Source organism: Janibacter terrae, from assembly GCF_039636765.1.
GTDB classification, from domain to species: Bacteria; Actinomycetota; Actinomycetes; order Actinomycetales; family Dermatophilaceae; genus Janibacter; species Janibacter terrae.
This window is the reverse complement of record NZ_CP144167.1, coordinates 2,914,215-2,935,933: the sequence shown is the minus strand read 5'-3', so window position 1 is coordinate 2,935,933 and position 21,719 is coordinate 2,914,215. Positions and strand designations below refer to the sequence as shown.

Genomic DNA, 21,719 nt, shown 5'->3' with positions numbered 1-21,719 from the left:
GCTTCCACGACTGAGTCTTTGCGGGACACTTGAGGAATGACCGGGCGGCCACGGTCCAGCAAGCGCATCAGGCGGGCGGAAACGGAGTTCACCTCGTTCGCGTCGACACCCGGTGTACGCAGCCGGATGCAGGTGCAGCGCACCCGGGACACGGCACCCGAGATGGCGTTGCGCAGCAGCCTGCACTCGATGGGCCTCCGCTACCGAGTCGACCGCGCGCCGCTGCCCGGCTTGCGGCGCAGGGCGGACATCGTATTCGGCCCTGCGAGGGTGGCCGTCTTCGTCGACGGCTGCTTCTGGCACGGGTGCCCCGAGCACGGGACCAAGCGAGGGCCAACGCCGACTTCTGGGCGGCCAAGATCGAGCGGAACCGCGCACGGGACGCCGACACGGATGCCAGGCTCGCCGAGGCCGGCTGGACAGTCGTCCGCGTCTGGGAGCACACACCGGCTGCGGAGGCCGCAGACCGAGTGGCCGCAGCCGTGGCAATGAACCGCGCAAAGTCGATGTGAAGCCGCGTGCTCGTCAGTCGAAGGGGTTGCCGACACGCATGCGTCCAGAGCCGCGCTCGGGGCAAAGCACGGCACAGTGGTACGCGTGAGTCCTGACCCGGCATCGACCCAAGGCACCTACCTGCTCACCAACAACCCAGCGAAATGGGAACTCGATGCGGACGAGCTGGCCGAGTGGGTGGTCGCGACAGCTGCAGGGCATCGCGTTGAGGGCAGGTGGTCTACGGGTGCCACGACCAAGAAGATCTCGCCCGGTGACCGCGCGTTCCTACTCCGCCAAGGTGTCAAGCACCGGGGCATCTTCGCGAGCGGAACACTCGAATCGAACGTCTTCCCAGCCGGACACTTTGACGGCAGTCCGCGCATGGCCAACTACGCCGACGTCCTGTGGGACACGGTGCTCGACCCTGAAGACGTCCTCCCGATCGAGACCCTGTTCCGTGAGCTTCCAGAGGGACAGTGGGAACCACAAGCCAGCGGTACGCAGGTTGAGCCTGCATTGACCGAGCGGTTGGAAGAGCTCTGGGCTGAGCACGTCGCGGCGGTCAGAGCTACGCCCTCCGCTGCGACGGGTGAGGGGCAGGGACGACGCGTCGACGCCAAGCTGCGCAAGGAGATCGAAGACCTGGCGCAGGCGCGCCTGACTAAGATCTACGAGGACGACTGCTGGACCGTGGAGGACCTCCGCCACGGCAACCCGTTCGATGCGAAGGCGACCAGGGCCGGCGAGGTGATCTACCTCGAGGCCAAAGGCACTGTCACGCGCGGCGACCGGGTGGTCGTCACGCGAGGCGAGGTCGATTGGGCGCGAAAGCATGCCGGAGAGTGCGTGATGGGCGTCCTTGCCGGAATAACCCTGCAAGCGGACGGCTCGGTCGATCCCAACAGCGGCACGATGCGGCTCTACAGGTGGGAACCGGAAGAAGCTGACCTGAATCCCCTTGACTACGACTTCTATCCGCCGGCCGAAGCAGCGCTCGAGGACCTCTGACGGGGAGGAGGACGCTCAGTCACCCGAGGCGGCATCTAGGGCTCAGTCCCGGCGCTCACATGCAGGTCCAGAGCTCGGGTCGTCAGGCGGCGCGGGCGCACGGTCCACTGGTGCTGCGGGCTTGGCGTTCGCCAAGCGAACGATCCACTCGTCGCGCAAGCTCACGGGCGAGAACGAGGGCTGACGAGCTCATCCGGCTCATCGTGCCTACCAGTACCAGTCGCGGCGTCAGAGGATGTCAGACGAGCCCGAGTAGACGACCGTTCTCCCTCGCGGTGGACCGGCGGGTGTTGGCCTACTCGATCGCCGAGAGTCGCTTCAGGGCCAGGTCGGGGAAGAGGTACTGCGACACGCGTGGGACCCAGCCCAGGTTCTCCAACGCGATGGCGACGTTCTCGCGCAGCAACCACAGGAAGTGTTCGTTGGCTGCTTGATCCGGATACACGAACTGGACCAGTGCCCCGACCTTGACGTGATCCTCCAGTTCGAGACCCGCCGCTTCGGTGACCAACCGCGCGAGTGTCCCGTACTGGACGTTGACCGCGCTGAAGGACTCAAAGCCGACGGCCCTCGCCATGGTGCTGGCCGAGGCGGCACGACCGGGTTGAGCATGGTGGAACCTGAGCAAATCCAACTGCTTCGGGGTGATCTTGTCCTTGACCTCGGTGAAGGCGGACGCGTAGTCGTCGACGGATGGAAGAGAGATCAGGTCCTCGGTCATGGTCGTGAGTGTTTCAGCATCGACAATGAGGGTCCAGAGTCCGTGATGACATGAGCCGCTAGAACCGCCTGAACCATCGCGAAGGAACACGCTCGGCCAGGCCACGCCCGGGACTTGACCCACGCTCAGCTCGCCCCCGCCGTCTGGTCACTCCATCCGAGCTGACCGACGCCGCCGACGACCCATGCGCTACACCCGCAAGGTTCGCTTGGTCTCGACGGTGTTCCCTGTTCCGAGCTGGGCCGTCATGTAGACGCTGGAGACCTTCTCCCGCAACACATCCCGCGAACTGGCGGCGAGCGTCACAGCGTGATCGGTAGAGGTGTACCAGCTGGCGTTCGTCCCAGCCTCGAGGCTGTGCGGAAGGTCTGGACCGTGGAGCTCGGCCATGGGGACGAACCTCATGACACCGCCTCGCGGGGCGAGGCTGACCCCCTCGACGAAGAGTGGTGCCCGGCCGTGGTTCGTGACCTGGATACCGACGACGGCGATTCCCTCGAACCCTTGGCGATGAAGGATCTTCAGGTGGTAGCCGGATCCGTCCTTTCGGACCGGGCCGACGAACGCACCGGCACCGTGGAGCATGCCGTGCATCAGAACGGCTCTTGCGCGCCCTGCGGACAGGAGCCACTGCGCCACCTGCCACCCCAGCGACGCTCCGGCAATGACCAGCGACAGGGTCGAGATCAGCAGGGCGACATCTCCAGTATCCACGTCGTCACATTGGGCGGACCCACTGACAGGCCGACTGTGTCGTGCCGCTCGCGGAGACTGGCTGAGGTGCGAGGAGCACGCGGGCAGTCGGCGCTCGATCAGTCCTTCAATGCACACCACCTGCGTCATGTGGGTATGACGAGTGCTGCAGCAGACGGCTGGTGCCCGTACACGTGGGACAGCCACAACATCAACTGCAGGAACCTGTCGGGCGACATTCGGGCTGCCGTCGTCGCACTGTGCGCGGGGCCCTGACAGCGGAGATCTGGCGAGGGCCGACAGGGGAAGCACCACCATGCCGCTACCGTCGGACCCGTGCCTGAGACCGACCTGCCCGAGCTGCAGCTCCTGGCCCCCACGTGGGTCGACGAGCTCCGCCGGCAAGGTGTCTCCACCAGTGCCGAGCTCGCGCTGTGGCGTGATGATCACACCGTGCCGCCAGCCCTCGAGCGGGTCGAGATGATGCGCCGGTGGGCCAGGGGAGAGGCCCGCATCGTCGATCTCGGTCGTGAGCTCGGCGTGGCCCACTCGCGCGTGCAGCATCTTCTGACCGACACGGTCCTGCAACTGATCGCGCCTCATCTCGAGGACATCCCGCGCTGGCACCGGGCCCGGGCCGCGGGTCTGGGCTCGGGGTCCGTCGCGAGTCTCTCGGCCACCTACCCCGAGGTCGTCGACCTCGCGCTGGACGGCTGGCCACAGCGGCGCAGACAGGCCGCCAGCGACGCCCAGGTCGCCGAGGCGCACCGACGCTGGCTGGCCGGAGCAGCGCGCGACAACGTGGCCGAGGCACTGGGTCTGTCGGAGCAGAAGCTGACCGCCCAATTACGTACGGGCGAGACCGTCCTGGTGCCACGCCGCCTCACGAGCGCAGACCTGCGCGATCGCTTCGGATGGACCCCGTCGGCTGCGTCGCTCTACCGGCGCAAGGGAGTCCTGCCGCCTCCGGACGGGCGAGACGGCCTGCGCCAATGGTGGTGGCAGATGACCATCGACGACTGGGAGGACGGACGAGTCCTGCACTGGTGCCGCACCTGCCGCCACGCCTTCATCGCCCAGGTCGGTCTCAAGGAGCACACCACCCGTGTGCACCGCGGGCAGGGGCGATGACCTGCGGCTAGCTCAGCAGCGGACCGCCGATCACCACGGCACAGATCGTGATCAACAGCGCGAGGACGAGCACCCATACGGGCACGCCACCTCCATGATTCCCTCCCATGCCAGAGGAGCGTAGGACGATCCGGGAGACTCTGCAGCGCGAGCGCTGAACTCCGACCATGCCTTCCGGTTGCACGTCGACGCGACATGCGCTGGGGTTCGGTCGTGCAGGTGGGCGGGGCCTGCTGGGGGGACGTGCTGGACGGCTGGTACCCAGGGTACTGGCCTGACTGCATCGCGATGATGCCGTCACGACACGGGGCGTGCGCCCAGGGCCGAACCACCAGACCTCGACACGATCAGGTTTAGCAGGGCCCGGAGTCCCGGGTCGCCCGGGCAGCACTGCAGGCCTTCGCCGATGTCACCGAGGCGTGGCACCGTGGCTCCATGGAAGACGACCCCGGTCGCACCGAGATCTTCGACGACTTCTACGGCGTCGTGCTCAATCACGTCCACGCGGGGCTGTTGCGATGGTCGCCGCAGAACCAGGCTTGGCTGCGTCGCAGGCAGGAGGGTGACTGGCTCGGCTGGGAGGCCGCGCCCGTGGACGGAGACGAGGTCGACGCCGACGAGTACGCAGCTGCGCTCCTGACCGTCGATCGCTTCCTGGAGCGCGAGCAGTGCCCCAGGTGCGATGCTGTGCCGCTGGCACAAACCCACTACGTGGCGCTCGACGTCCTCGGCGAGCCCGAGGTGCTGTGCGTGCAGCTGCCGGCGACCGACATCGTCGGAGGTGGAGGGGTGAAGAAGCATGTCGGGGGTCCTGCTGGCTGCACCCAGGTCAAGCGAGCCCGGCTGCACGGGCCGGTGACGGGTCTCGAGAGGCCCCCTATCGTCGGCGGCCTGGTCTATGGTCGGCCGCTCCTGGCCGACCAGGTAATCCTGCGCGAGTGGTGCCAGGTGTGTGCGACGGCGGCTGGGCGACAGGCCGAGAGACCGCACGACGAGAGTCTCAAGGATGACCATTACGCCCGGCTGCGCGAGCTGGGCCGGGCCCTGGCGGAGATCTGATGGGTGGCGTGATCCCACTGCGGTCCTCCGGCGACGAGCCCAGGATCCCTGTCGCCTTCGAATCGACGGCCGGGCGTTCGAGATCGACCTCACCGTCAAGGAACCAGCACGGCTGGAGACGGTCTGGCCCTCAGCCGTAGCTGCCCTGCCCGGCCAGAGCCGTGTACAGCGTCTGTCGGCTGACCCCGAGCTCGCGGGCGACGACGGCCTTGGGTACGTCGGCGGCGATGCGATCTCTCGCGTGCTCGATCTGCTCGCTGGTCAACCGCGGCGCGCGCTCGTAGACGCCGCGGGCTTTGGCGATGGCGATGCCCTCGGCCTGCCGCTCGCGGATCACCGAGCGCTCCAGCTGCGCCACCGCCGCGAGGATGGTGAGCATGAACTCGCCCTGCGGGGTGTCCGTGTTGAGCGTTGGCTGGTCGACGAACTCGACCGCGACCCCGCGCTCCTTCAGCTGGCTGACCAGCGCCAGCAGGTCGGTGGTCGAGCGCGAGAGCCGGTCCGGCGACATCACCCGAGGGTGTCGCCCTCGCGGACGTATCGCAGCATCTCCTGCAGCGCCGGTCGCTCGGTGTTCTTACCGCTCAGCTTGTCCGAGAAGATCCGGTCGCAGCCGGTGAGCGCCTTCGTCTGCCGGTCGATGTTCTGGTCGGCGGCGCTGACGCGCGCGTAGCCCACGACCTGCCCCTTCGTATGTCCATCCATCTCTAGACCTCGCTACGGACCTGTCAACGCAGGTCGGTTCTGTGTTCATTGGACGGTGATCTGCGTCCGATCAGCGGTGCTCACCCGGGTGTCCATCGGGTTGACCCTGATCGACACGGTGCTCACCTGCCCTTGTCACCCTCGTCGGGCTGATCCCGATCGCACTCGTGCTCGACGGTCTCCGCGGCGATCGCACTCTGCTGCCGGACGTGCTCCTGCCGCGATGCCCGGGCCTTGTCCTCAACCGCACGCTGGCGGTCAAGCACGTCCGTGCTGATGGTGCCTCGGCGCGACGGTCCGACCGACCGCAGGCTGAGCGTGTAGCCCCCTGACCGTGTCACCGTGAGGTCGCCACGCACGGCGAGGACCGAGACACCCCGCACCTCGACGCGGTTGCTCCCGGCCGCCGCCTGCAGCCTCGCGTACTGCTCGGCGGTCAGCTTGACATCCGTCCGCGGGGGAGACCCCGCCGCCCTGCGGGCCTGCAGGTGGAGGCCGATCTGGCCGCGGGCCATCGGGTCACCGGCAGCCACCTGGTAGTCCACGTAGGCCTCGCCGTCGGCGTGCTCGCGGACGACTGCGAGCATCTCCACGCCGCGCGGGTACTCACCCCGCGGGAAGTGCACCGCGAACTCCCCGCGCCTGTCGGCACCGTCCGATCGCACAGCCACTGCCCGGGGCGGCTCCGGAGGCTGGTCCGTCTCCGGCTGCGCCGCCTGCTGCTCCGCCTCGAGCAGGCGGGCTTGGACAGCATCGACACGACGGGTGATCTCGGTATCGCTGAGCCGGTCCCAGAGTGCCGGATCCACGTCCCGCCCCGCGAGGACGGCAGCCACCGACCGCTGGGCCCGGTGGTCCAGATCCCCGTACGACAGCTCGCCCCGATCCTAGGCGTCGACCTGCTCCTGCTCGTGCTGAGCATCTCGTGCCCAGCGCGCACGCTTCTCCGCCTCCTGGCGCTCCCGCTCGAGTCGCTGCTCCTGCGCGAGATCCTCGTCGACCTGCTCTTCCCCCGACTCGCAGGGCTGCGACTTGACCACCGGGCTGCTCGGCGAGGTGCGCGGATGGATCGTGTCGATGTCCACCTCGGGCTCCATCCATGCCACGTCAGCCATCGCCGGCGCGACCCGCTCGGCGTACAGCTCGGCTGCCGTGGGGACTCGGGCGGGCTTGACAGCAGCCTGCACCTCGAGCGCCTTCTCGGCATAGAGCGGCGCGCGCCCCGCGGTGGTCAGCATCGGCGAGAGCTTGGATGCCGAGCGGTAGTTGTAGCGCTTCGTGGCATCGTTCCACATGCGGAACTTCGTGCCCTGGGTCTTCGGGTCGACGGTCATCGTGATGCCATCCCGCTTGGCGTCCGGGGCACCGGCGACCTTGACCCTGCGCAGCGATGCCACCAGCTCGTCGTCGTCGGTGACGTCCGGGTCGAGCATGGCCGCGGTCACGGCATCGGCCAGACGCATGTCGAAGGACTGCTCGCCCTCGTTCAGAGTTCCGCGCTTGCGCGCCCAGTAGTCCGCCTGCGTCGTGCGGATGCTGGAAACCAGCCGCTGCTGGAGTCCGAGCGTGGCGACCTGCTCCTTGTGCGCAGGAGTCAGGGCACCGGGCGCGAGGCCCAGCGCGATCTCCTGCTGACGGTCGGTCACCGTGCGCAGCCCCTGCTCACGCATGAGCTGGTCGTTGGCCTTCTTTACCGAGGCGTGCGTACGGAACATCCGGATGCCCCGGCCGGTCAAGTTGTCGTGGTTCAGCCGCACGATGTGGTTGTGGGCATGTCCACCGTCGGCGTCGGCGTGGGTGACGACCAGGTGGTCGGTGTCGATGCCCTCGATCTCGTCCATCCGGCGCGCCAGCTCGTACCCCAGGTCGTTGACCCGCGCGAGGTCCTCGGGGTCGGTGACCTTGAACTCGACGACCTCGAAGTTCTGCAGGTACGACTGCGCCTGCACTGACCGACCGTGCGCCTCGGCCAAGGCCTCGCCGCGCTCGACGAACTCGTCGATGGACCCGAGCGAGCAGTACATCACTGCCAGTCGATCGGTGCCCGCAGCGCAGTGAAGCTTCTTCTTGAGACCGACTCCGTACTCGAGGTAGTCAGCCCTGTCCCGCAGGTTGTGCACGGGACGCACGTCGACGGAGGACACAGCACATCACCCGTGCCCTCTCGCGCCGAGGTTGGTCAGCACCTGTCCCGCGATGGCCCGCGTCTCGAGGAGCACGTCACTCAGCTGCACCTGCTCGCCGTCGACCGTGACATGGGTAGCGACCGAGCCTTGCGCGTTGGCCCGGCGTGTGAGCTGGTTCAGGTTGCTGTGGACCCCCTTGTACTGCACCCGCAGCTCCCGCAGCGCGTCCCGCAACTCGGTGACGTCGGTCGACTCGACAGTCGGCTCCTGCACTGCCTGGACCGAGGACAGCCGCTGGTCGTCGTCGAGGTCCAGCACGGCACCACGCAGCAGGGCGCTGATGCCGATGCCTCGGCGCTGCGCCTGCCGCTCGATCTGTCGCCGCTCCGCGGCACTGACCCGCAGCGTCAGGACGATCTCGCGCTTGTCGCGAAGAGCGTCGGAGCGCCGACCCACACCCGGCAGACCGCGGGAGCCGGCTGTGGCGTTAGAGGCGTCACCACCGGCTGCGCCGTCGGTGGCAGAAGGGGAGCCCCCGTCGGCTGCGCCGTCGGATCCCAGGCCGTAGACATCGGACACGGTGTCACCTCCTCACCCCTCGGACTCCGTCCGAGAGCATCGTCGCTGTCACCATCAAGTCTATCATCCGTGCGAGACGCAAGCAGGCAATAAGTAATACCGGGCTTCGCCCGCCGCGCTTCGCGCACTTGCCGCTTGCTCGGTCCTCGCTGCGCTGCGGGCCGAGTGGGTGAGGACCGCGCTGCGCGCGCCATGGGTCGAGCCCAGAGCACGCGACAGCCCCGGCACCATGGGTGCCGGGGCTGTCGCATGGCCGCTGCCGCGTCGTGGCTTTACGCGCTGCGCAGGGCGTGCGGCTCCTGGAACGCGTCGTCGTCGTCATCAGTGCTCACCGGCGTCGGCTCAGTGACCCGCTGGGTCGCCGCCTTGGCCGAGGCGCTGCGCTGCTGTCGCTGCTCCTCGATCCGGGCGACGGCGTCCTCGCGCAGCCGGTCGAAGTGCTCGGTGTCACTCTCGGCGAGGAGGTCGAGCATGACCTCGCGGATGCGGGCTTCCTGCTTCGCGGCCTTGGCGCGCAGCGAGGCGATGCGCTTGGCGTGCGCGGCCTCGGCCTTCTTGATCTCGTCATCGATGGAGGACATCAGGATCTCCTGTCTGTGGTGTGTGTCGTGCGCCCGCTGGTGCGGGCGGTCTTGGTCTGTCTTAGCTCGCGGGCTGCGCCCGCTCGGTCTCGGTCAGGGGGTGAGGTGGGCTCGGCGGTGTCAGGCACCACCTCCCGGACGCCTGGTGCTGCAGACGTCTGCCGTCCGTCGGGCGGCTCCTGCGACGCACTCCTTGATGGAGTAGTTGTCGGAGGTGCCGTCGAGACGCACGACCCAGAGGTTGCGCGTGCGCCCGTCGGGACTGGGCCGGACCTCGAAGTGGTCGACGCCGACGCCGCGCTTGTCGAGCGCACGAGGGTGCTGGTTCAGCAGCGCCGCGGCGAAGTCGGCGTCCGCACCGGTGATCGGCACATGCAGGACGTGCTGGTGCAGGATCTCGCTGGCCCGCTCGCGGGCAGCAGCCTGCGAGCGGAACGACTCGCTGCCCAGGGTGATGCTCATGCGGCCACCCCTTCCCAGCCGGCGACCTCGAGGGTGAGCCAGTTTCGATGCCCCCGTCGTCGAACTGGTCGGCCTCGACGAGCTCCCAGTGATCGAGGTCCAGGTACCGGGCTGCGTGCGAGGACTGCATCCGCTCGACGTACGGCCCGATCAGGTCGAGGGCCACGTCGATCTGCCGCTCTTGGTCGCTCTTGGCGTGGTGCCAGAACCGCTCCTTGACCAGAGGCAGGCCGAACCAGGTCAGCTTCTGCAGACGCCAGGCAACCTCGCCGTTGCCGGGCTCGTGGCGCAGCCACGGATGTCGATGAGCCCCTGGCGCTGGGCGATGACGATGGACTTGGCGATCCGGTCGAGCTGCTCCGCGTGCGAGATCGAGCCGTCCTGGTCGAGCAGTTCGTCGAGGCGCTCGAAGTAGTCCATCCACTGGGCCTCGGTCCGTCGCACGGGGCAGCGGGTCCAGACCTCCTCACCGAGCTCGTCGTCCCAGACCTTCAGACCCGCGTCGACGGAGCGACCGGCGACGGCCTGTTCCGGGGTGTCCCACGGCACGGTGTGCACGTGCGCGACTTGGAAGACCTCGCCGTCGACGTCGACGTCGTCGACGGTCATGCCGTCGGGGACGGGACGGCGCTTGCGGTCGTACTCCATCTGCAACTGCTTCTCCACGATGGCACCGCCGAAGTCCCAGCGCTTGTCGATGCGGGTCAGCTCCTGCATCGAGGGGAACGCGCGGTGGGAGCAGGGGATGGCGGTCTCGCGCCCGGCGACCAGTCGGTACATCAGGTCGCGGTCCTGCTGGGAGTCCTCCACGATGCCAGCGGGCAGCTTGTAGCCGCCGTGGGCGAGGACGCCCGTGGACTGCCGCGAGAAGTTGGCTCGGGTGGTGATGTTGAGCAGGTCGGTCTGGTGGTGCTTGCGCTCCCACATCTCGCGGCTCCCGGTGAGGGACGCACGAGCCTCCCGCCAGATGTCGGACAGGCCGTAGAGATCCAGCCCGTCGACCACGCCCAGGTCGGCGTCGGTGATGAAGCCGTCCGTGGTGCAGCTGGGGGTGGAGTAGCCGAGGTCGGCGAGCTGGTTGAGGACCGCCAGGAGCGTCGCTCGCACGAGCCCGGTGGTCATCATCGCGTGGTACGGGGAGGTGATCGCCGAGCCGCCGATGGCGTCGCGCTGCTGCGCCCAGGCGTCCCAGCCCCTCTGCCCCATGACCCCTTGGGCGAGCTTGCCGTAGGAGGAGTTGGCCATGATCTTCAGCGTCCCCTGCTCGAGGGAGTCAGAGCCGAAGTCGCGCTTCGCGCGGGCGCGGTCCTGCACCAGCTGCCGGTTGGCACCGCGCAGCATGCGCGAGGGGCGGCCGTGCTCGTCGCGACGAACCCGGCCGAAGTGGCCGATCTGACACCACGCCTCGGCACCGAGCGTCAGCGCCAGCCAGATCTCGGGACCCGAGACCCAGACGCCACGGCCCTCACCGGAGGAGCGGGGGTAGACCATCGAGGAGTCCACCTGGACGGGGATCGCCGGGTAGGCCACCTGCTCGGGGTGGCGGAATCGCACGAACCCGACGAAGGGCGTGCGCGGGTCGGGGATGTGGGCCAGCGTCAACGGGACGTTGTTGACGGTCTCGACGATCACTCCGTCGGGGTGGGTGAAGTCCACGTCGAAGAGGGCCGACTCGCTGGTCGGGTAGCACGAGATCAGGTCGAGGTCGTTGGTCAGGCGGCCGAAGTAGCCCACCTCGCTGCACGAGTTGAAGCCACCCCGGAACGCGTTGGCGCAGGCGTGCTGCCAGGTGGCCGCAGCACCGTCGACGGGCACGAGGTCCTTCTGGCGGTAGTAGTCCAACTGGTCCTCGACACCCACGATGTTGGCGGTGGCGTCGGTCGCGGACACGAGCCCCCCGAACTCGAGGTTGAACGCGCGCGTGGTCGTCATCTCCTCGGCGGTCTTGATAGACTCGCGCACCGACCGCGCAGCAGCCGTGGGCAGCGTCAGGGGGATGGCCCGGTGGTCGCCGTACATGGCGCTGACGTACTCGAGGGCGATGACGGCGTCGTTGGACCCGTACTCGAGGAACTCCTCGCGGTGCTCGCGGCGGTAGTCGCTCATCCGCTCGATCCACCCGTCGGGGACGTCGAGCTTGGGGTGGCCGACGGCCAGACCGAGGTCGGCCAGCTTGCGCAGGTTCGGCGGTGCGTGGGGGAGGGTGTCGCGCACCGACAGCTCCACCGGCCGGCAGAAGCGCCACGAGGCACCGCCCAGCACGAGCCGCACCGGCTTGGGCGAGACCATGCCACCACTGGCGCTGATCACCGTGCGCAGGATGTCCGGGATGGACCGGTCCAGCCACACGCTCTGCCGACCCGCGTAGCCGGCACGGACGGACGTGTGCGGGTCGCCGCCCTTCCGGTAGACACCCTTGCCGTCCTTGTCGACGATGCCGGGCGCGACCTTCCGCAGGAGCCGGTGGTCGGCGAACGTCGTCAGGTCGGCGTGCTGGAAGTGGGCGAGCAGGGTGATCGGCAGCGCCCTGCTGACGACGCCGGCCTTCTTGTTCGAGCGGAACAGGTCGGCGGCGCGCTTGTTGCCGTCCGCGTCGGTGGCGTGCTTCCACGACACGCCCTTGGCCGTCCAGTCGGCCGGCGCGAGCGGGTGCTCATGCAGGTCGAGGGCCTCGATGACCAGCTCGAGGAACAGCTCGAAGGAGATCCTCATGTTGGGCAGCGCCTCGTCGGGGCGGTCGTAGAGCGGCAGGATCGTGACCAGGCGGATCTTCGTCGGGTCGCTCGAGTCGATCGCGGCGGCCTGGTAGGAGTCGATGGTTCGAGACTGGACACCGGGGCGGCCGACGAAGGCGGGCCGGTCGGTGAACTCGGTGTCGAAGCCGATCACGATCGACCCGGCCTCCTCGACCATCGCGCGGACGGAGGCGTAGTCACCGAACTTCGCTCCGGTGGGGCTGGTCTTCTTCGGCACCCGGTCGATGACCCGGGTGAGGACCTCGTACTGCGGAGGCTTCTGCTTGTTCAACTTGGTGTCCTTCACGATCGTGGACGACCACTCGGATCGGGTCGTCGCGGGCGACGGCGGCGACGGCGGCAACTGGGCCTGCCCAATACGGCGGTGCCGCCGTTGGCCGTTTCGCCTGGTATTCCGGGGATTCTGCGGAGGCGCATCGTGGCGATTGATGTCAATCGTCACGCTGTCGCCCGGTCCTGCGGGGTCAATCGCCACGGTCGATCGGGCGCTGCAGGAGCTGTCGCCGACGGTCTCGACGGGTGGCGTCACGCGGATGTGCTCAGGTACCATGTAGGTGTCCTTTTGGTCGATGCACGAGCTGCGAACTCGCGACTGAGAGATCTGAGACTGGAAGAGCCCCGGCACAGAGCCGGGGCTCTTCTCATGCCGCGGTGCTGTCGACCGAGGCGCTGCTCGCGGCGGCCGCGCTGAGGATGCGGCCGAGCTCGGCGATCTGCTCGGCCCCCAGAGGCGGGAAGGTGGCAACGAGCGCCTTGGCCAGGGCGTCGAGGTCCTGGTGGCCGTCGGGGGTCGGAGGTGCGGTGTCGGTCGCGGTCTCTGCGGGGCGCGGCAGGTCTCCGACGCGGACCTTCCACCGGCCGCCAACCTTCACGGCCGGCAGCTCGCCAGACCGGATGCGAAGGCGCACGGTGTTGGCGGTGCCGTAGCCGAGGCGGGCGACGTCGGCGGGCTCGATGAGCAGATCGGCGTCGCGGTCGAGGTCGATGGCCATCTGGCCGTCGACCGAGCTGACGCTCCTGACGTACGCGGACATAGAAAACGGGACCTCTCGTGGAGATCCCGTGCGTCCGGCGTCGGGGACTGTGCTCGTCTCGGGACTGCCCTAGGTGTGTCAGATGTGGACGGCAGCCCCTGCCCACCGCTAGTGCGATGGACGACTCGAGACCCAAGGCCTCTCGCCAATATCACTGTACTTACGAGTGCGTCCCAGTGCAATGACTACTCGAGTCCCACTCTGCGCAGAGTGGAGTAGTGAGTCGATACCGGGCTGTCGCACCGGCCGCGTAGCGTCGGCGTCACCTCACGAAGACGTTCCCGGAGGCCTCCCATGCCCCAGCCCGACCGCGACCACGATCGAGACGCTGCGCCTGCTCATCCCCGCCCGCCGCAGGACTTCGCCCGTGTCCTGACCGAGCTGCGCCCCGAGCACTGGCCGCCTCGGCCGTCCGACTTGCGCGACATCTCGGCGATCTGCGCTCGGGTCATCGCCGAGCTGGACACCTGGGAGACCAAGACGGCCGGCACTCCCGTGATCGACGTGCACCACGGTGAGATCACCACGGCCCAGGCGCGCCGGATCCTGGCTCGGACAGTCACCGTCGCCGACGATGGCATCGCCGTGACACTCGTGCCCGCGGCCGACGAGAGCATCTACGTCGAGATGCGTGCGCGGGTCGAGGACGCACACCGCCTACGCGACCCCGAGCTCGTGCTGGCGTGGCAGGACTTCGAGCAGGAGCACCTGCACCACGTCGCGCTAAAGCCCATAGGGCCCCAGTGGTGCATGCTCGCCCAGCTGCTCGATGACCTGCTCGAGGACAGGCTCGGGCCTCGGTGAAGGTCTGCTCGCTTGCCCGATTCGGGGCCTGAAGGTGGAGCGTCCCAGACCGGCGACGCAATATGCTCCACCCACCCCGCTGAGTCCGAGGGGGGCCAGAGATCGGAGTACCTATGGGCCTTTTTGATGCCTTCCGCCCGAAGAGTTGGGAAGAGGAGGACGCATACGACGGTGACACGCCTCCGTGTCCGCAGTGCGGGACACCGCTTACCAAGAAGTACACCTACTCGGAGATGTACTGCGGCAGTTGTCATTACGGGCTCGAGTCAGATGACGGGGGTGACGCCGACGAAACCTTGAGTGTGCATGAAGCCGCGAACATTTGGGCGTCCAACGGCAAGGACGAGGCCCACGCCTTCGGATACTCCGAGGACGAGTTGGAGAAGGCCCTGCGTGACTGAGGTCCTAGCGGCTTTGAGCTCTGACCCCTACCGAAGTCTCCCGGGAGTGATGGGCAGCGCAGCCCTGCGCTTGGAGCCCCCGACAAGTGTGGCCAAACCGTCCGCGGTTGCCCATGAATGAAGCGTTTCTGTCGAAGGTCGGTCTGGTTGCCCTACGCCAGGCCGAGGTCGACGAGTGGCTCGTACAGGTGCTTGTCGCGCTTCTCCACCCGCTGCCGCCCTCCCGCGTCCAGGTGGTGGTCGGCGGCAGTTCCCTGGCCCAGAAGGCCAAGCTCATCCGCGAACTCGCGACCGAGAGCGGCCTGACGAAGGAGTTCGAGTTCGCACCGGGGCGCACGATCCGGGCATGCCTCGGCGATGTCGAGAAGTGGACTGCAGAGCGTGACCGGGTAGTTCACTCCTACTACGAAGAGCATGACGGCGACTCAGTGCGGCGATTCAGGAGTCGTGATCCGAAGCTCGTCACTGTCACCACGGAGGATCTCGACGCAGTTATCGATGCGTTCGATGACTGCATCGAGGCCCTTAGAACTCTGGTCGACGTGCTCCACCGAATAGTCGAGGGCGATGCCGAAACCGACCGCTGGGAGAAGGCTCGTCAGGCGGTGCACGAGTTGATGATCGCCGGGCACGCTGTCGAGCGAGACTTGATGGGCCCGATCCAGGATGCCGTTGCGAGCCGCGCGCTGCTGCGGGTCCGCATCCATGGTGTCCGTCGCGAGATCGTGGACGTGGACGACTCCAGCCTCAAGGAGGACGAGTTCATCGCCGTCATCGACCCCGCTCGGTGGTACGCCGAAATCATCTCGCACACGGGCGAAACCCGGACGTTCGGAGACACAGGCTGGCGCGATGTCACCGACATCGCTCGGCAGGAAGGCGACGCTACGGTCGTGAGTGCCTGCGTTCGGCGGATCGGCGACACGGTGCTGGCATCGGTCGAGGGCGGTGAGCTCGCCACAGGTCCGTGGCCTGATCAGGTCCATCGGCTCGCGGAGCGAGCTTTCGGGCCACCTGGTGACGGGCCCCGGATCTCGGCGTGGTTCTCGAGCCTTGAAGGGTTCCGGCCGCCGGGTAGCGGCGAGGCCGGGGACTAGCTGTCCATCACAAGTCGCGCGCGGTAGCTGCCTCGATCCTGATCCCCTCGTACCGACCCGCGTCGGCCCTCGAGGACGCGCCGGCACCGATCCGGTCGATGGTGATCGTCAGCCCGATCATGTCGCCCAGTGCCCGCAGCACGTGCTTCTTCGTCGCGACGTCGGCACTGCCCCAGGCCGCGCCGGCACCCGTGCCGGTGAACCGCCGCAGGCTGTCGTCGGCCGGCTGTGCTGCGCGCAGCCGCGCCTGCTCCGACTCGAGTTGTGGCCGGAGCCGAGCCGTGCCGCGCTCGAGCTGCTCGTCGGTGATCTTGTCCTCGGTCCACTGATCAGTCAGCAGCGCCAACTTGGCCTGCAGAGCCTCGACCCGCGCCTGCGCCGCGACCACTACCGCCGGGTCGCCACCAAAGGCCCGGACCCCCTCGCGCTCCAGCAGCTCGACAACCACACGCTCCACCAGCTCGTCGACCGCGTCCATCCGACGAGTGACGGCGTGACAGCCCGCGTGCGGGCACTTGTACGTCTCGGGGTACACACGCACCTTGTCGGGGGAGCGGGTGCCGTCCTTGCGAACGTAGGTGCCCTTGATCGTGTACTCGTAGCTCGTCGTGCCGACCAGATAGCCGCCGCACGCACCGCACAGGGCGATGGACGTGAGCAGGTACTTCGCCTCGGTTGACCTGCTCTTGCGCCGGCTCGGGTCGGTGAGCACGGCGATGACTCGCTCGTGCGTGTCGCGGTCGATGATCGGCTGCCAGGTGGCTTCATAGAGCTGCTCTTTGCCGACGTACTTGCCGTCCCACTTCTGGTGCTTGCGGTACCCGGCGTGGGTCCACCGCATCAGCATCCGCCGCAGTGTCTGCGTGTGCCAGGGGCCACCCTTTGTGGTCGCGATGCCGCGGCCGTTCAGGTCCTTCGTGATGGACCAGAACGCCTCGCCCTCGAGCACCCGAGCCACGACCTCACGGATGACCTGTGCCTCGGGCTCGTTGATCACCAGTGTCTTGTCGCGGCCCATCAGCACCCGCCCGCGGTCGTCCGCGGCGAAGTCGTACCCATACGGGCGGGGGCCGTTGTACCTGCCCTGCTGAGCCCGCTGCAGCTGTGCTCGCGCGCCTCGCTCGGCGGTGCGTTCGGCCTCGGCTGCGTCCGCCGTCGCCTTGTACCGGGCGACCATCCGACCATCGGCGGTGCTCAGGTCGTCGGAGCCGGAGACGACCGTCCGGCTACGACGTCACCGCCCTGCTCGGAGGGGATCGCGGATGACAGGTGTCCTCATCGGCGCAGTCCTCGGCCTCGGGCTGTTCCTCATCTGGTGGTCCTGGTGGCCGAGCGACGAGACGCGGGTCCGCGCTCCGCGCGAGCACCGGGTCATCCGACGCCTCTCCGACGACCTCGCCCAGGCCGGCTACCGCGGGATCGGTCCCACGGGCCTCGTCGCGGCGTGCGTCATCGCCTTCCTCCTCATCTTCGTCGCCGTCACCGCGCTCACCGCGGTGCCGGCCATCGCGTTGTGCTTCGCGGTGATGGCCGGCGGCGTGCCCGTGCTCGTCGTGCGCATGCGGGCGCGTGCACGCCGGGCCCACCTGAGGGACCTGTGGCCGGACGCGGTCGACAACATCACCTCCGCGGTGCGCGCCGGCATGGCGCTGCCCGAGGCGCTCTCCCAGCTCGCGCTGCGCGGCCCCGAGGAGCTGCGCCCGGCCTTCGCCGACTTCGCGAGCGACTACCGCACGACCGGCCGCTTCAACGACTGCCTCGACCGGCTCAAGGACCGGCTCGCCGACCCCGTCGGCGACCGCCTCGTGGAGTCGCTGCGGATCGCCCGCGAGGTCGGCGGCTCCGACCTCGGGTCCCTGCTGCGCACCCTCTCGACCTTCCTGCGCGAGGACGCCCGCACCCGCAGCGAGCTGGAGACGCGCCAGTCGTGGACGGTCAACGCGGCCCGGCTGGCCGTGGCCGCGCCGTGGATCGTGCTGGCGCTCCTGTCGACCCGACCCGAGTCGGTGCAGGCGTACAACACCTCGACCGGTGTCCTCGTCCTGGCGGTCGGCGCCGCCGCGACCGTCATCGCCTATCGCGTCATGGTGCGCATCGGCCGGCTCCCGGACGAGGAGCGGGTGCTGCGATGACGGACGTCCTGCACTCCATCGGCCTGGGGCGCAGCGGCGCCCTCCTCGGGTTGCTCCTGGCCCTCGGTGCCGTCCTGGTCCACCAGGGCCTGCCGCGCCACCGGCGGCCCACGCTCGACGACCGGTTGGCCCCGTACCTGCGCGACACCCCGAGGCCCTCGCGCCTGCTCGCCGACGACGAGGTCGCCCTGCTCGCTGTGATCCCGACCGTGCTGCGTCCGGTCATCACCGACCTGGCCCGGCGGGTCGAGTCGGTGCTCGGCGGCACCTCCTCGGTCCGCCGGCGTCTGCTGCGGGCCGGTCGCGCGCCCGACACGGACCGGTTCCGGGCCGAGCAGGTCCTGCACGGTTTCGGCGGTGCCGTCATCGGTGGCGCCCTCGGGGTCTTCTACGTGACGGGGCAGGGCCGCTCGCCGTTCTTCCTGCTCGTGCTCATCGTGCTCGGGTTCGCCATCGGCGTCGTCGTCCGTGACACCCTGCTCACCCGCGAGGCAGAGCGTCGCGAGGCGCGCATGCTCGCCGAGTTCCCCACCGTCGCCGAGCTGCTCGCACTCGCAGTCGGCGCGGGTGAGGGCGCCGCAGGGGCCCTCGAGCGGGTCGTGCGCCTGTCCGACGGTGAGCTGTCCGACGAGCTCGGACGCTGCCTCGCCGATGCCCGCGCGGGCGCCAGCCTCCCGTCCGCCCTGGAGGGCCTGGCCGACCGCACCGGGCTGACCTCCCTCGCCCGGTTCGTGGACGGCATCGTCGTCGCTGTCGAGCGCGGCACGCCCCTCGCCGACGTCCTGAGGGCGCAGGCACAGGACGTCCGCGAGGAGGGGCGCAGGCTGATCATGGAGGCCGGCGGCAAGAAGGAGATCGCGATGATGGTCCCCGTCGTCTTCGGCGTGCTGCCCATCACCATCCTCTTCGCGTTGTTCCCCGGCCTCGGCTTCTTCCAGTTCCAGATGTGACCCGACAGCACCGCCACCAAGGAGAGATGACATGACCGACCAGCTCATCAAGGCGCACGTGCGCCTCACCGACAGCGTCCACCGGGCCATGGCCCGCCTCGAGGACGAGACGGGCGACGTGCCCGGCTGGGTGCTCATCACCCTGATGACCGCGGCCCTCGTCACCGGCATCTGGGCCATCGCGGGCGAGCAGCTGAAGTCGATGTTCGAGAACGCCCTCAAGGGCGTCACCGGGCCCGACCAGGTCCACGGTTGACGCGGATCGAGCGTCTGGGGGACGACCGCGGATCCGCGGTCGTCGACTTCGCCCTGACCTCGATCCTCCTGCTCTTCGTCTTCCTCGCCGTCTTCCAGCTGGGACTGGCCCTCCACGTGCGCAACACACTCGTCTCCTGCGCCTCCGAGGGGGCTCGCTACGGGGCGAGGGCCGGCTCGAGCCCCGAGCAGGGCGCGGCCCGCGCACGTGACCTCATCGACCGCTCCCTCTCGCCGCGCTACTCCGGCGGTGTCGTGGCGAGGACCGACACGACGGCCGAAGGGGTGCAGGTCGTCGTCGTCGACGTGACGGCACCGCTGCCGGTGGTCGGTCCGGTCGGCCCGGGGGACGCGCTCGACGTCCGTGGCCGCGCCTTCCTGGAGGAGCAGTGAGGGCGCGCGCACGGCTGGCCGACGACGGGGGGACCGCCGTCATCGAGTTCGTCTGGCTGGCGATCCTGCTCCTCGTCCCCCTCATCTACCTCGTCCTGTGCCTCGCCCGCCTCCAGGCCGGGTCCTACGCCGTCACCCAGGCCGCCCGAGAGGCAGGTCGTGCCTTCGTCACCGCGAGCGACGAGTCGTCGGCGCAGGCGCGCTCGCAGGCCGCGGCGGACATCGCCTTCGAGGACCAGGGCTTCGGGGAGGGCAGCCGCCTCACGCTCGAGTGCACCGCTTCGCCCTGCCTGTCGCCCGGAGAGTCGGTGACCACCCGGGCGGTGACCTCGGTGCCCATGCCGCTCGTCCCGGGGTTCCTCCGCGACGTCGTGCCGCTGGACATCCCGGTCTCGGCCACGCAGGTCTCGCCCGTGCCCGAGTACGAGGCGCGATGACCTCCCTTCGTCCCCTCGTGGCGCGGGCCCGCGACGACCGGGGCCAGCTCAGCATCCTCGTCCTCGGGCTCACCGTCATCGCGATGACGCTGATCATCGGCGGCATCGCCGTGACCTCGGTCCACATCTCCCGGATGCGACTGCTCGACGCCGCGGACTCCGCGGCGCTCGAGGCGACCGACGAGAGCGCCGAGCAGATCTACGAGGGCGGGCTCGGCACCGCCCTGCCCGTCACCGACGACTCGGTCCGCGCTGCGGCCTCCGAGCACCTCGCGTCGCGTGCGCTGCCGCACGGCCTCGAGAGCTGGGGCGTCGCGGACGGCACGGGCAGCCCCGACGGTCAGACGGCCGTCGTCCGCCTGACCGGACAGGCGGACCTGCCCCTCATCGGCGGCCTGCTCGAGTCGATGGGTGGCTCGGTGACGGTGACCGTCGAGTCGCGTGCCCGGGCCGGCGTCGTCACCGGCCAACCCTGAGCCGCGTTGCGGCTCGCCCGTCGGTCCGAGGTGACACGATGACGGCAGCGGTGCACGACCGTGCCCGCACCTGCAGGAGGGATGCACGTGGCGGACGAGCAGCGGGACGGCACGACCGGGACGAAGGGGGAGGACGCGCCCCCGGCCGAGGTGGCCGAGACCGCGCCCGACGCCGCGCCCGACGCCGCACCCGACGCCGCGCCGGACACCGCTCCCGATGAGCACCAGCACGAGCCCGAGGTGGTCCAGACGACCCAGGGCACGGTCCTCGACCCCGACGAGCGCCCCGAGGCACCGACCGTCCCCGCCGCCGAGCTGCACGACGCCGAGCGCGACCACGACCACGAGGAGCTGCGGCCGGTCCACCGGATCTCGCTGCCGCCGACGCTCACCCTGCTGCTCGGGCTGGCCGCCGGGATCATCGCCATCGCCGGCCTCAAGCAGGTCGCCGGGATCGTCGCGCCCACCTTCCTCGCCGTCACGCTGATCATCGCCGTCTACCCCGTGTACAAGGGCATGCGGCGGGTCCTGCCGAGCGCCGTCGCCGGGCTGCTGCTCATCGTCATCCTCTACGGGATCCTCGCCGCGCTCGGAGCCTCGATCGCCATCGCCGCGACCCGCTTCGCCAACGAGCTGACCAAGCCGGCGTACACGAGCACCTTCACCGGGTTCGTCACCGACATCCAGCAGCTGCTCGCCGAGCGAGGGGTCGAGACGGAGGAGATCAACGACGCGATCAACAACTTCGACCTGCGCAACCTCGCGGGGGTCGCCAGCTCGCTCGCCAACACCGTGACCGGCCTGACGACGACGATGCTCTTCCTGCTGACGGTGATGATCTTCCTCGTCATGGACGCCGGCGGCTTCGGCCGGAGGCTCGACGCGATCCACCGGCAAAAACCGGACGTCGCCGACGCCCTCGTCGACTTCGGCTACCGCGTGCGCCGGTACTGGATCGTCTCCACGGTCTTCGGCATCATCGTCGCGGTCATCGACTACCTCGCCCTGGCCTGGCTCGGCGTCCCGCTGGCGATGACCTTCGCCCTGCTGGCCTTCGTCACCAACTACATCCCCAACATCGGCTTCGTCCTCGGTCTCGTCCCGCCGGCCCTCATCGGGCTGCTGGCGGGAGGGGTCTCGACGATGGTGTGGGTGGTCGTCGTCTACTCGGTCGTCAACTTCGTCGTCCAGACGATCCTGCAGCCGAAGTTCACCGGCGACGCCGTCGGCATCAACGCCTCGACGGCCTTCCTGTCGCTCGTCTTCTGGGCGTACGTCTTCGGCGCGCTCGGGGCGCTGCTCGCCATCCCCTTCACCCTGCTCGTCAAGTCGATGCTCATCGACCGCGACCCCAAGGTGCGCTGGGTCGACCAGTTCATCTCGAGCACGCCCGACGCGTCGGCGCGCCTGCCGTAAGGTGGCCT

The 21,719-nt window shown here is 68.9% G+C and carries 25 protein-coding genes; 13 read left to right on the top strand and 12 right to left on the bottom strand.

What is annotated here, in order from left to right:
• Positions 1–36 precede the first annotated feature (36 nt).
• Positions 37–492, top strand: a complete 456-nt coding sequence (locus V3C34_RS14675) for a hypothetical protein (RefSeq protein ID WP_346007511.1) — start codon at positions 37–39, stop codon at positions 490–492.
• 105 nt (positions 493–597) lie between these two features.
• Positions 598–1,503: a protein NO VEIN domain-containing protein gene (locus V3C34_RS14670; RefSeq protein ID WP_346007510.1), complete on the top strand. Its 906-nt coding sequence runs from the start codon at positions 598–600 to the stop codon at positions 1,501–1,503.
• Between the two features lie 295 nt (positions 1,504–1,798).
• On the opposite strand, the gene V3C34_RS14665 is transcribed toward V3C34_RS14670, so the two are convergent.
• Positions 1,799–2,224 (bottom strand): hypothetical protein, encoded by a 426-nt coding sequence (locus V3C34_RS14665; protein ID WP_346007509.1) that lies wholly within the window; start codon positions 2,222–2,224, stop codon positions 1,799–1,801.
• Between the two features lie 189 nt (positions 2,225–2,413).
• A complete protein-coding gene (locus tag V3C34_RS14660; RefSeq protein WP_346007508.1) occupies positions 2,414–2,938 on the bottom strand; it encodes a phosphoribosylamine--glycine ligase in 525 nt (174 codons plus the stop codon).
• 315 nt (positions 2,939–3,253) lie between these two features.
• Here V3C34_RS14660 and V3C34_RS14655 point away from each other — a divergent pair, with 315 nt between their 5' ends.
• Positions 3,254–4,048 carry a hypothetical protein gene (locus V3C34_RS14655; protein ID WP_346007507.1) on the top strand — a complete coding sequence of 265 codons (795 nt, stop codon included), beginning with the start codon at positions 3,254–3,256 and terminating at the stop codon, positions 4,046–4,048.
• 435 nt (positions 4,049–4,483) lie between these two features.
• On the top strand, positions 4,484–5,107 hold the full coding sequence (locus V3C34_RS14650; protein ID WP_346007506.1) for a hypothetical protein: 624 nt from the start codon (positions 4,484–4,486) through the stop codon (positions 5,105–5,107).
• A 130-nt stretch (positions 5,108–5,237) separates the two neighbouring features.
• Here the strand turns inward: V3C34_RS14650 and V3C34_RS14645 are convergent, their stop codons facing one another.
• From V3C34_RS14645 to V3C34_RS14605, 9 genes are all read right to left on the bottom strand, one after another.
• Entirely contained in the window at positions 5,238–5,618 is a 381-nt protein-coding gene (locus V3C34_RS14645; protein ID WP_346007505.1) for a recombinase family protein, read from the bottom strand.
• On the bottom strand, positions 5,618–5,812 hold the full coding sequence (locus V3C34_RS14640; RefSeq protein ID WP_346007504.1) for a recombinase family protein: 195 nt from the start codon (positions 5,810–5,812) through the stop codon (positions 5,618–5,620). The genes V3C34_RS14645 and V3C34_RS14640 overlap by 1 nt, the downstream gene beginning before the upstream one ends.
• A gap of 122 nt (positions 5,813–5,934) precedes the next feature.
• On the bottom strand, positions 5,935–6,621 hold the full coding sequence (locus V3C34_RS14635; RefSeq protein WP_346007503.1) for a hypothetical protein: 687 nt from the start codon (positions 6,619–6,621) through the stop codon (positions 5,935–5,937).
• 78 nt (positions 6,622–6,699) lie between these two features.
• The gene (locus tag V3C34_RS14630; protein ID WP_346007502.1) at positions 6,700–7,956 is read right to left on the bottom strand and encodes a relaxase/mobilization nuclease domain-containing protein; all 1,257 of its coding nucleotides are present in this window, start codon (positions 7,954–7,956) and stop codon (positions 6,700–6,702) included.
• Positions 7,957–7,962: 6 nt separating this feature from the next.
• Complete coding sequence (locus V3C34_RS14625; protein WP_346007501.1) at positions 7,963–8,517, bottom strand: plasmid mobilization protein; 555 nt, start codon at positions 8,515–8,517, stop codon at positions 7,963–7,965.
• Positions 8,518–8,789: 272 nt separating this feature from the next.
• Positions 8,790–9,098 carry a hypothetical protein gene (locus V3C34_RS14620; RefSeq protein WP_346007500.1) on the bottom strand — a complete coding sequence of 103 codons (309 nt, stop codon included), beginning with the start codon at positions 9,096–9,098 and terminating at the stop codon, positions 8,790–8,792.
• Between the two features lie 120 nt (positions 9,099–9,218).
• Positions 9,219–9,560 (bottom strand): DCL family protein, encoded by a 342-nt coding sequence (locus V3C34_RS14615; protein ID WP_346007499.1) that lies wholly within the window; start codon positions 9,558–9,560, stop codon positions 9,219–9,221.
• A gap of 240 nt (positions 9,561–9,800) precedes the next feature.
• A complete protein-coding gene (locus V3C34_RS14610) occupies positions 9,801–12,587 on the bottom strand; it encodes a DNA-directed DNA polymerase (RefSeq protein WP_346007498.1) in 2,787 nt (928 codons plus the stop codon).
• Positions 12,588–12,957: 370 nt separating this feature from the next.
• Positions 12,958–13,350, bottom strand: a complete 393-nt coding sequence (locus V3C34_RS14605; RefSeq protein ID WP_346007497.1) for a helix-turn-helix domain-containing protein — start codon at positions 13,348–13,350, stop codon at positions 12,958–12,960.
• Positions 13,351–13,644: 294 nt separating this feature from the next.
• Between V3C34_RS14605 and V3C34_RS14600 the strand changes: the two genes are divergently transcribed.
• Both V3C34_RS14600 and V3C34_RS14595 read left to right on the top strand, forming a co-directional pair.
• Positions 13,645–14,154 (top strand): hypothetical protein, encoded by a 510-nt coding sequence (locus V3C34_RS14600; protein WP_346007496.1) that lies wholly within the window; start codon positions 13,645–13,647, stop codon positions 14,152–14,154.
• A gap of 514 nt (positions 14,155–14,668) precedes the next feature.
• Complete coding sequence (locus V3C34_RS14595; protein ID WP_346007495.1) at positions 14,669–15,652, top strand: hypothetical protein; 984 nt, start codon at positions 14,669–14,671, stop codon at positions 15,650–15,652.
• A gap of 7 nt (positions 15,653–15,659) precedes the next feature.
• On the opposite strand, the gene V3C34_RS14590 is transcribed toward V3C34_RS14595, so the two are convergent.
• Positions 15,660–16,829 carry a recombinase family protein gene (locus V3C34_RS14590; protein ID WP_346007494.1) on the bottom strand — a complete coding sequence of 390 codons (1,170 nt, stop codon included), beginning with the start codon at positions 16,827–16,829 and terminating at the stop codon, positions 15,660–15,662.
• An 85-nt stretch (positions 16,830–16,914) separates the two neighbouring features.
• Between V3C34_RS14590 and V3C34_RS14585 the strand changes: the two genes are divergently transcribed.
• From V3C34_RS14585 to V3C34_RS14555, 7 genes are all read left to right on the top strand, one after another.
• On the top strand, positions 16,915–17,784 hold the full coding sequence (locus tag V3C34_RS14585) for a type II secretion system F family protein (protein ID WP_068322241.1): 870 nt from the start codon (positions 16,915–16,917) through the stop codon (positions 17,782–17,784).
• Entirely contained in the window at positions 17,781–18,734 is a 954-nt protein-coding gene (locus V3C34_RS14580; RefSeq protein WP_345914108.1) for a type II secretion system F family protein, read from the top strand. The genes V3C34_RS14585 and V3C34_RS14580 overlap by 4 nt, the downstream gene beginning before the upstream one ends.
• Positions 18,735–18,765: 31 nt before the next feature.
• Complete coding sequence (locus V3C34_RS14575; protein ID WP_068322244.1) at positions 18,766–18,990, top strand: hypothetical protein; 225 nt, start codon at positions 18,766–18,768, stop codon at positions 18,988–18,990.
• Positions 18,987–19,382: a TadE family protein gene (locus V3C34_RS14570; RefSeq protein ID WP_338537800.1), complete on the top strand. Its 396-nt coding sequence runs from the start codon at positions 18,987–18,989 to the stop codon at positions 19,380–19,382. Before V3C34_RS14575 ends, V3C34_RS14570 begins: the two co-directional genes overlap by 4 nt.
• Positions 19,379–19,819, top strand: coding sequence for a pilus assembly protein TadE (locus tag V3C34_RS14565; RefSeq protein WP_068322257.1), 441 nt, complete (start codon positions 19,379–19,381; stop codon positions 19,817–19,819). Before V3C34_RS14570 ends, V3C34_RS14565 begins: the two co-directional genes overlap by 4 nt.
• Positions 19,816–20,295 carry a pilus assembly protein TadG-related protein gene (locus V3C34_RS14560; protein WP_346007493.1) on the top strand — a complete coding sequence of 160 codons (480 nt, stop codon included), beginning with the start codon at positions 19,816–19,818 and terminating at the stop codon, positions 20,293–20,295. The genes V3C34_RS14565 and V3C34_RS14560 overlap by 4 nt, the downstream gene beginning before the upstream one ends.
• Positions 20,296–20,382: 87 nt before the next feature.
• Positions 20,383–21,711 carry an AI-2E family transporter gene (locus V3C34_RS14555; protein WP_346007492.1) on the top strand — a complete coding sequence of 443 codons (1,329 nt, stop codon included), beginning with the start codon at positions 20,383–20,385 and terminating at the stop codon, positions 21,709–21,711.
• Positions 21,712–21,719 lie beyond the last annotated feature (8 nt).

Coding starts and splice junctions, on each gene's coding strand:
- V3C34_RS14595 (WP_346007495.1), top strand. CDS start 14,669: ATGAATGAAGCGTTTCTGTCGAAGGTCGGTCTGGTTGCCCTACGCCAG.
- V3C34_RS14600 (WP_346007496.1), top strand. CDS start 13,645: ATGCCCCAGCCCGACCGCGACCACGATCGAGACGCTGCGCCTGCTCAT.
- V3C34_RS14590 (WP_346007494.1), bottom strand. CDS start 16,829: ATGGTCGCCCGGTACAAGGCGACGGCGGACGCAGCCGAGGCCGAACGC.
- V3C34_RS14645 (WP_346007505.1), bottom strand. CDS start 5,618: ATGTCGCCGGACCGGCTCTCGCGCTCGACCACCGACCTGCTGGCGCTG.
- V3C34_RS14640 (WP_346007504.1), bottom strand. CDS start 5,812: ATGGATGGACATACGAAGGGGCAGGTCGTGGGCTACGCGCGCGTCAGC.
- V3C34_RS14575 (WP_068322244.1), top strand. CDS start 18,766: ATGACCGACCAGCTCATCAAGGCGCACGTGCGCCTCACCGACAGCGTC.
- V3C34_RS14585 (WP_068322241.1), top strand. CDS start 16,915: ATGACAGGTGTCCTCATCGGCGCAGTCCTCGGCCTCGGGCTGTTCCTC.
- V3C34_RS14675 (WP_346007511.1), top strand. CDS start 37: ATGACCGGGCGGCCACGGTCCAGCAAGCGCATCAGGCGGGCGGAAACG.
- V3C34_RS14580 (WP_345914108.1), top strand. CDS start 17,781: ATGACGGACGTCCTGCACTCCATCGGCCTGGGGCGCAGCGGCGCCCTC.
- V3C34_RS14665 (WP_346007509.1), bottom strand. CDS start 2,224: ATGACCGAGGACCTGATCTCTCTTCCATCCGTCGACGACTACGCGTCC.
- V3C34_RS14560 (WP_346007493.1), top strand. CDS start 19,816: ATGACCTCCCTTCGTCCCCTCGTGGCGCGGGCCCGCGACGACCGGGGC.
- V3C34_RS14605 (WP_346007497.1), bottom strand. CDS start 13,350: ATGTCCGCGTACGTCAGGAGCGTCAGCTCGGTCGACGGCCAGATGGCC.
- V3C34_RS14650 (WP_346007506.1), top strand. CDS start 4,484: ATGGAAGACGACCCCGGTCGCACCGAGATCTTCGACGACTTCTACGGC.
- V3C34_RS14615 (WP_346007499.1), bottom strand. CDS start 9,560: ATGAGCATCACCCTGGGCAGCGAGTCGTTCCGCTCGCAGGCTGCTGCC.
- V3C34_RS14620 (WP_346007500.1), bottom strand. CDS start 9,098: ATGTCCTCCATCGATGACGAGATCAAGAAGGCCGAGGCCGCGCACGCC.